Raw genomic sequence first — 7,874 nt, forward strand, 5'->3', positions numbered from 1 at the left:
TTCGTCTTGGGTTCCTCGTTTCTCTTCTCTCGTTGTTCATTTTTCAAGGTGCTGTGCCGTCCAAATTGTGGATGTGACTCACGGGACAGCTTTGTTATAATACCATAGAACAACGGGGATGTCAACTGGTTTGTCAAAGTTTTTTTCAAAAATCGCAAATTTCCCGTAAAAGCCCCTGCGCGGTCTCTTCCCGCGCCCCTTCTTCCTCCCGCGCACGCATATTCCGGCCCGCGGCGCACATACTGCAACTAACCGCGGCGCGGACGTTTTCCGTGCCTGCAAGGAGGTTTTCATCATGTCGAAAGAACACGGCGCCGATGCGCGGCCGGTGCTGCTCATCCGCACCATCTCGTTTTCCTTCGCCCTTTTGCTGCTGATCGCCCTGGGGGTCTTCGCCGCGCGCATGTGGCAGACGACCGACGTCCTCTCCAAACAGGGCTCGCGCGGCAACGAGGTGCGCCAGATCCAGCAGAAGCTCAAAAACTGGGGCTATTATTTCGGCGAGGTCGACGGCATTTTCGGTGTGCAGACGAAAAAGGCGGTCATGGACTTCCAACGGAAAAACGGCCTTGCCGTCGACGGGATCGCGGGCAATGCGACCCTCCGGGCCATGGGGATCTACAGCTCCCAGCAGACAAGCGGCAGCGGCGGCTATTCGGACAGCGACATCGCACTGCTGGCCAATATTATTTCGGCCGAGGCGCGGGGCGAACCGTTTGAAGGGCAGGTCGCCGTGGGCGCGGTGGTGCTCAACCGGGTGGAGCACCCCTCCTTCCCCGATACCCTCCCGGGCGTCGTCTACCAGCCGGGCGCCTTCACCGCGATCACCGACGGGCAGATCAACGTGGCGGTCGCCGAATCGGCGCGCAAGGCCGCGCGCGAGGCGCTGGCGGGGTCCGACCCGTCGGGCGGCGCGCTCTACTATTATAATCCCGACAAGACCTCCAACAAGTGGATCCGTACCCGGCCGGTGATCAAACGGATCGGCGCCCACCTGTTCTGCAGCTGATTCAGTATATTTTATTATCAATATTACTGATAGTATTTCATTATTTGCGGCAGGGGATGTTTTTTCCCTGCCGTTTCCATTATAATATAGGTATCGCTTTTCCTGCGGTGGGTTCTGCCGCCGGAAAAAAATCTGTTTGCTCAGGCTTTTTGCCAAAAGCCGGGATGGAGTCCGCCCATGGTTCAAAAGAAACCCGACCTGCAAATCCTCACGGTGTGGCGCATCCGCCTGCTCCTCGTGGCGCTTGTGCCCTCCTTTTTTTCCGCCTTCTTCGCGCCCCGCATCAACTGGGTGTGGTGGCTTTTTACCGCTGCCTGGATGGCGGCTTTTCTCTATTTCTACATATTCTATTATCCCATCAAATACCGCAAGCTCTCCTATGGCTTCAACCGCCGCTGCCTGCTCATCCACTGCGGCGTCATCTATACGCGTGTAAAGGCGGTTCCCTTAACAAGCATCCAGTACGCGACCGTCGCCTCCTCCCCGCTCGAGCGGCTCTTCGGGGTCTGCTCCCTCTTTGTCTATGCGGCGGGCAGCTCGGTCTACATCCCCGGCCTGCCGCCGGCGGACGCCGACCGCCTGCAAGCCTTCCTCACCCCCGCCGACGAGGAAGGAGGCCCCCCCGATGCGTAAGGCCGCCGCCGTCCACGCCCATCCCTTTTCCATACTGACCTTTCTCTACCGCTTCCTCTTCCTCCTGATCATCCCGCTGGCGCGCGGGTTCCTCTCCGCGCTGACGGGCGACCTGCTTTCGTGGATTTCGGGCGCGTGGATGGACATCCTGACCGTTCTGCTGATCTTCCTGCTCGCCTGGAAAAAGTGGGATTGTTTCAAATACTATATGGATGAATGTGGCATATTTTATACTTCTGGTATATTTTTTAAGCGTGAAACCTTCATTCCCGTCGACCGGATCTGCACCTGCGCGGTGATGCGTCCCTTCTGGCTGCGGCCGCTGAAGGTCGCGCGCCTGCGGGTGGACACGATCGCCCGCGGCGCCAACAAGGCCGACGTCTCCTTCTATGTCGGAGAGCGCGAGGCCGCGCGGATTTTGTCCCTCTGCCGGGGCGTTCCGGAGGAATCCGCCGACGAGGTCCACGCCGCCTACCGCCCCCGGATCTCCGGCGTCGTGTTCCTCTCCCTCTTTACCTCCAACTCCTTCCTCGGCATTGTGTTTATCTCGACCTTTATCTCCCAGGCGGGCCAGATCCTCGGGCAGGAGCTGGCCGACCTGATGCTGGCCACCTTTGAGGAGCTCTCCCGCCGTGTCGCGTTCGGACTTCCGCCCATCGCGGCGGGCGTCGCGATCGCGCTGCTCGTCGGATGGCTCGCCGCATTCCTGCTCAACCTGCTGCAAACCAAGAATCTCTGCACCCTCCGCGTCGGGGACTCCCTCCACGTCAGCGGCGGCGTGCTTGTGGAAAAGGAATATTTCCTGCGCGCCCGCGACATCAGCTTCGTCGACATCCGGCAGAGCCTTTTGACCCGCCTGCTCGGGCGCTATTCGGTCTTCCTCAACGCGATCGGCTTCAATAAGGACAAATCGGACATCTCGGCCGTCATTCCCTTTTCCAGCCGCGGAAAGACCCGCGAACAACTCTCCCGCCTGCTGCCCGAGTACACCGTTTCCGAACGCACCCTCAAACCCAACCTCGGGGCCATCTTCAAGTTCCTGATCGATCCCTTCTGGCCCTGCGTGCTGATTCCCGCCGGCACGGTCGTCGCCTGCTGGCTGCTGCCCAAGTGGACGGGTCTGATCGGATTCGCCGGGTTCATGCTCTCCCTGCCCGCTCTCTGGTTTTTGGGCGTCCGGATTCTGGATTTTCTCTCTTCGGGCGTTTCCCGTGACGGAGATTGTTATACTCTTCGTTATTCTAATCGGTATTATCTACACACCGTTGTATTTCCGTTCGATAAAATCGCGCTTGTCAACGTCCGGCAGAGCATCCTCCAGCGCGGCGACCGCAAATGCGACCTGAAGGTCTCCACCCGCGCGGAGGGGCGGTTCCGCCATCACATCCGCAATCTCGACTGGGACGGGGTGGTCGCGCTCTTCGACGCCGGGGACGAGGCGTCATTTTAGACGCATCCCGCGTTCCTGCTCTGGTTTCGTCTCGGCTCATTGCCTGCCCGTTTATATTCCGTACACCAAAAAGGCGGCGGAGTCCTTTAGGACTCCGCCGCCTTTTTGGTGACCTGTACGGGATTCGAACCCGTGAACCCGCCGTGAAAGGGCGGTGTCTTAACCACTTGACGAACAGGCCGGATAAGTCGAGCCTCACCTCTCGGTGAGGCTCGAGCGAATGGTAGCGGTAACTGGATTCGAACCGGTGACACTTCGGGTATGAACCGAATGCTCTAGCCAGCTGAGCTATACCGCCATATCCGCCGCCGATACAAAATGTACAAGCGAGCGAATTACATTATACTGGATACAGGAAAGTTTGTCAAGGTGTTTTTGGCAATCAGCGGAATTTTATCTCCGCTTCAAAACAGCGTTCCTCCGCGACCCGTCCGCCGACATAATAGGCGGCGTCCGGAAGGGCGGCCACGTCCAGTTCGATCACCTCGCCGGCCTTGGCCTCCCGCTGGTAGACGATGCCGAAGCTGGCGATCTCCCGCTCGGTGAGCGGCTCCAGCGGCAGGGTGTCGCAGACGATGGCGGCGTAGACGGCGTTGTTCACATGGAAGTTGTAATCGAGATCGCTGTATTTGACCTGCCGCAGGTGGGTGACCGTCTCCGCCTCGGGCCGCCGGATGCGGTAGCCGGTGATGTATTCCCCCTCGTTGGGGAACATCTCGAAGCCGTAGACGTCGAACACCGAGGGACGCAGGATCTTGTGCGTGTCGGGACTCACGAGCATCCAGGAGATGCTCACCTCGATGAGCTTCTCCCCCGCCCGCGTCTCAAAGATCGTATCGCGGATGAACTGCGCGCCCTTCGGTTTGCGGGGGATCGTCGTCAGCAGCAGCTCCTCCCCGAAGACGGGCCGCCGGTCGATCGTGATGAGCATCTTGTTGACGAGGAAAACCATCCCGTCCCGGTACATGCGGTTGTAGTCGATGCCCATCGACGCGATGTGCTCGCTGCCCATCTGCTGGGAGTGGCGCATGATGTTCGACAGCGTCATCCGCTTGGTGATATCGGTTTCCGGTTCGGTCACCAGGATTTCTTTTTTGTAGGTCTCTACCATGTTAGTCTCTCCCGTTTTCGCCCAATCTATCCGCCGGGAGCTTCCGGCGCGGCGCGTTTACCGAATGACGTCCCTGCCGCCCATGTACATCCGCAGCGGCTGCGGGATGCGCACCGAACCGTCGGCGTTCAGGTTGTTCTCCAAAAACGCGATCAGCATGCGGGGCGGCGCGACGACCGTATTGTTGAGGGTGTGGGGGAAGTAGTTCCCCGTCTCCTTATTTTTGACGCGGATGCCCAGCCGGCGCGCCTGCGCGTCGCCAAGGTTGGAGCAGCTGCCCACCTCGAAGTATTTCTTCTGGCGGGGGCTCCACGCCTCCACGTCGAGGCTTTTGACCTTGAGGTCCGCGAGGTCGCCCGAGCAGCACTCGAGCGTGCGCACGGGGATGTCGAGGGAACGGAAGTAATCGACCGTGTTCCGCCAGAGCTTTTGGAACCACTCCATGCTCTCCTCCGGCTTGCAGACGACGATCATCTCCTGCTTTTCAAACTGGTGGATGCGGTAGACGCCGCGCTCCTCGATGCCGTGCGCGCCCACCTCCTTGCGGAAGCAGGGGGAATAGCTCGTCAGCGTCTGGGGAAGCTGGCTCTCCTCGAGCATCGTGTCGATGAATTTGCCGATCATCGAATGCTCGCTCGTACCGATCAGGTAGAGGTCCTCCCCCTCGATCTTGTACATCATGTTTTCCATCTCGGCAAAGCTCATGACCCCGTTGACCACGTTGCTGCGGATCATGAAGGGGGGCACGTAGTAGGTGAAGCCCCGGTCGATCATGAAGTCGCGCGCGTAGGAGAGGATCGCCGAGTGCAGCCGCGCGATATCGCCGCAGAGGTAATAGAACCCGTTTCCGCTCGTGCGGCGGGCACTGTCGAGGTCGATGCCGCGCAGCTTTTCCATGATCTCCACATGGTAGGGGATCTCGAAGTCGGGCACCGCCGGCTCGCCGAACTTTTCCACTTCGATGTTTTCGCTGTCGTCCTTCCCGATCGGCACCGACGGGTCGATGATGTTCGGGATGACCATCATCCGCTTTTTGATCTCCCCTTCGAGCACCGTCTCCTGCTCCTCGAGGTCCGCCAGCTCCCTGGCCATCGAGGAGACCTGCGCCTTGGCCTGCTCGGCCTCCTCCTTCTGCCCCTTGGCCATCATGCCGCCGATCTGCTTGCTGATCGTGTTGCGCTGGCTGCGCAGGTAGTCGCAGCGGGTCTTGGCCTCGCGGTAGCGCCGGTCGAGGTCGATCACCTCGTCCACCAGCAGCAGCTTCTCCTCCTGGAACTTCTTTTTGATGTTCTCCTTGACCACGTCGGGATTCGTCCGTACAAATTTGATGTCCAGCATTGTCTATTCTCCTCCGAATTCGGTTTTTCCACACCACGGGGCCCTTCCGGTGGAAACTCAGCCCCCGCTCTTCTCCAGCGACGACGCGATCGACCGCAGGTCGTCCTCGTCGTAGAATTCAATGACCAGCCGGCCCCTGCCGTTCTCCCCTTCCACCTTCACCTTGCGGGCGAGGCACTGGGAGAGGGCGAGCTCCACCTCGGCAAAAAAGCTCTGGTCCCAGGCGTTCTGCGGCTTGGGAGCGGCTTTTTGCTGCTTCTGCCGCTTGGCGAGCGCCTCGACCTGCCGCACCGAGAGGCCCTTTTTGACCGTGTCCGCCGCCGCCTGCCGGATGAGCTCCTCCTCCCCCAGTGAGAGCAGCGCGCGTGCGTGCCCGGCGGAGAGCTTCCCCTCCGACAGGAGCCCCCGCACCTCCTCGGGCAGGCCCAACAGCCGCAGCGCGTTGGTGACCACCGGGCGGGACTTGCCCACCTTGGCGGAGACCTGCTCCTGCGTCAATCCAAAATTTTCCATGAGGTCCCGGTAGCCCATCGCCTCTTCAATCGCGTTGAGATCCTCCCGCTGGAGGTTTTCGATGAGCGCGAGCGCCATCGTCTCGCTGTCGCTGAGCTCCTTGATGACGACGGGCACCTGGGAAAGCCCCGCCATCCGGGCGGCGCGCCAGCGGCGCTCCCCCGCGACGAGCTGGTAGCTGCCGTCGGGCATCGGGCGCACGACGAGCGGCTGCAGCACGCCGTGCTGCCGGATGGAATCAGCCAGATCGGCGAGCGCCGCCGGGTCGAACTGCTTGCGGGGCTGCCCGCGGTTGGGCTCGATCTCGCTGACCGCCAGCGTCGAGACGGCCGCCTCGTCGGTGGAATTGTCGGCGAAAAGCGCCTCCAGGCCCTTGCCCAGTCCCCCTTTTGCCTTTGCCAATGCCTTACCCCCTATCCCTCTGGTTCTTCCTGAGGAATTCCTCAGCCAATTCGTCGTATGCCGCACACCCCTTGGAGGAACGGTCGTAATACATGACCGGCTGCCCAAAGCTGGGCGCCTCCGAGAGCCGGACATTACGCGGGATCACCGTTCGGTAGATCTTCTGCGGAAAGTATTTTTTGAGTTCCGCCACGACCTGCACCGTCAAATTGAGACGGCTGTCATACATGGTGAGCAGCACCCCCTCGATATCGATCGAGGGATTGTAGAGCCGCTTGACCTGCCGCAGCGTCGCCATGAGTTGGGAGAGGCCCTCGAGCGCGTAATATTCGCACTGGATGGGGATTAGCAGCGTGTCGCAGGCGGCAAACGCGTTGAGCGTGATGATGCCGAGCGAGGGCGGGCAGTCGATGAAGATGAAGTCGTAATCCTGCCGCACCTTCAGCAGCGCCGTCTTGAGGCGCATCGCGCGGTTGTCCAGCTCGACGAGCTCGATCTCCGCCCCCGCCAGCGAGATGTTGGAGGGCAGGACATCCACATTCTCAAACGGCGTGTGCCGCAGCACCTCCGCCGGCTGCGCCGTCGCGACCATCAGATCATAGGTGGAATGCTTGAGGTCGCGCTTGTTGACGCCCAGTCCCGAGGTGGAATTCCCCTGCGGGTCCACGTCGACCAGCAGCACCTTATATCCGCGCGCGCCGAGCGCCGCCGTCAAGTTGACCGCGCTGGTCGTCTTTCCGACGCCGCCTTTCTGGTTCGCAACTGCAATGATTTTGCCCATTTTTGCCTCCATTTACCCGGCTTGTCCGCTGATTTCATAACGGTTACGATTATATCATAAATCAGGCGGCTTTAAAAGGGCAATCTGCGACAAAAATTCCCCAGCCCCGCCGCAGGGTTTTGCCCTCCGGAGTGTTTCACGTGAAACAGGAGGGGAGGTGCCGCTCGGGAGCGGCGGAGCTTGCCGCGCCGCTCCCGGCGGGGCTTAGACGGGAATTGCCGCCCGTGGGCGGCAAGAATCACGAGCGCGTTCCGCCGCGCTCCGGTTTTCGATTTTCCGTCCTGGGGTCAAAGGCTTTTTTCGCGCCCCTACAGGGCGCACCTTGTAAGAGATTCTGCCGCAGGCAGTTCCTCTATGGGAATACAAAGGGGCGTAAGCCTCTTTGAACGCGCGTCGCCGCGCAGCGGCGCTCCGGCGAAGCCGGGCAGCGCGTTTTAGCCGGGTCCCGCCCCGGCGGTGGTTTTGGATTTGCCGCGCTGTTCCCGGCGGGGCTTCTTCTTAGATGTTCCGCCCGGGGGACGGAAGGCTTTTTTCGCGCCCCTTCGGGGCGCTTCAGATGTGTCGCCTTTGGCGACAGGAATCGCCGGGTCCCGCCCCGGCAGGCGGGCCGACTTCTTGCGCGCCCAAGAAGTCGGCG

At 60.9% G+C, this 7,874-nt stretch carries 7 protein-coding genes and 2 tRNA genes; 3 read left to right on the top strand and 6 right to left on the bottom strand.

Annotated elements, in window-relative coordinates:
• The first annotated feature begins 295 nt into the window (after window positions 1-295).
• The 3 genes from sleB to RCI06_RS13625 all read left to right on the top strand — a co-directional run bounded on the left by sleB (window position 296) and on the right by RCI06_RS13625 (window position 3,092).
• Window positions 296-1,009 (top strand): spore cortex-lytic enzyme, encoded by a 714-nt coding sequence (gene sleB / locus RCI06_RS13615; protein WP_101547940.1) that lies wholly within the window; start codon window positions 296-298, stop codon window positions 1,007-1,009.
• A gap of 177 nt (window positions 1,010-1,186) precedes the next feature.
• A complete protein-coding gene (locus tag RCI06_RS13620; RefSeq protein ID WP_101547942.1) occupies window positions 1,187-1,642 on the top strand; it encodes a PH domain-containing protein in 456 nt (151 codons plus the stop codon).
• On the top strand, window positions 1,635-3,092 hold the full coding sequence (locus RCI06_RS13625) for a PH domain-containing protein (protein WP_306576374.1): 1,458 nt from the start codon (window positions 1,635-1,637) through the stop codon (window positions 3,090-3,092). The genes RCI06_RS13620 and RCI06_RS13625 overlap by 8 nt, the downstream gene beginning before the upstream one ends.
• Before the next feature lie 106 nt (window positions 3,093-3,198).
• Here the strand turns inward: RCI06_RS13625 and RCI06_RS13630 are convergent.
• The 6 genes from RCI06_RS13630 to RCI06_RS13655 form a co-directional block, all read right to left on the bottom strand.
• Window positions 3,199-3,273 (bottom strand) — tRNA-Glu (locus RCI06_RS13630).
• A 40-nt stretch (window positions 3,274-3,313) separates the two neighbouring features.
• Window positions 3,314-3,390 (bottom strand) — tRNA-Met (locus RCI06_RS13635).
• Between the two features lie 84 nt (window positions 3,391-3,474).
• The gene (locus tag RCI06_RS13640; protein ID WP_101553149.1) at window positions 3,475-4,203 is read right to left on the bottom strand and encodes an acyl-[acyl-carrier-protein] thioesterase; all 729 of its coding nucleotides are present in this window, start codon (window positions 4,201-4,203) and stop codon (window positions 3,475-3,477) included.
• Between the two features lie 57 nt (window positions 4,204-4,260).
• Window positions 4,261-5,541, bottom strand: a complete 1,281-nt coding sequence (gene serS / locus RCI06_RS13645) for a serine--tRNA ligase (protein ID WP_306576375.1) — start codon at window positions 5,539-5,541, stop codon at window positions 4,261-4,263.
• A 57-nt stretch (window positions 5,542-5,598) separates the two neighbouring features.
• Window positions 5,599-6,456 carry a ParB/RepB/Spo0J family partition protein gene (locus tag RCI06_RS13650; protein WP_101553147.1) on the bottom strand — a complete coding sequence of 286 codons (858 nt, stop codon included), beginning with the start codon at window positions 6,454-6,456 and terminating at the stop codon, window positions 5,599-5,601.
• Window positions 6,457-6,460: 4 nt separating this feature from the next.
• Complete coding sequence (locus RCI06_RS13655; protein ID WP_276874345.1) at window positions 6,461-7,237, bottom strand: ParA family protein; 777 nt, start codon at window positions 7,235-7,237, stop codon at window positions 6,461-6,463.
• Between the last annotated feature and the right edge of the window lie 637 nt (window positions 7,238-7,874).

This window comes from Anaerotruncus massiliensis (ex Togo et al. 2026), from assembly GCF_030825285.1.
Taxonomy (GTDB): Bacteria; Bacillota; Clostridia; order Oscillospirales; family Ruminococcaceae; genus Anaerotruncus; species Anaerotruncus massiliensis.

Bases quoted from the DNA above. Each gene is read 5' to 3' on its own strand.
- sleB (WP_101547940.1), top strand. From the start codon at position 296: ATGTCGAAAGAACACGGCGCCGATGCGCGGCCGGTGCTGCTCATCCGC.
- RCI06_RS13620 (WP_101547942.1), top strand. From the start codon at position 1,187: ATGGTTCAAAAGAAACCCGACCTGCAAATCCTCACGGTGTGGCGCATC.
- RCI06_RS13625 (WP_306576374.1), top strand. From the start codon at position 1,635: ATGCGTAAGGCCGCCGCCGTCCACGCCCATCCCTTTTCCATACTGACC.
- RCI06_RS13640 (WP_101553149.1), bottom strand. From the start codon at position 4,203: ATGGTAGAGACCTACAAAAAAGAAATCCTGGTGACCGAACCGGAAACC.
- serS (WP_306576375.1), bottom strand. From the start codon at position 5,541: ATGCTGGACATCAAATTTGTACGGACGAATCCCGACGTGGTCAAGGAG.
- RCI06_RS13655 (WP_276874345.1), bottom strand. From the start codon at position 7,237: ATGGGCAAAATCATTGCAGTTGCGAACCAGAAAGGCGGCGTCGGAAAG.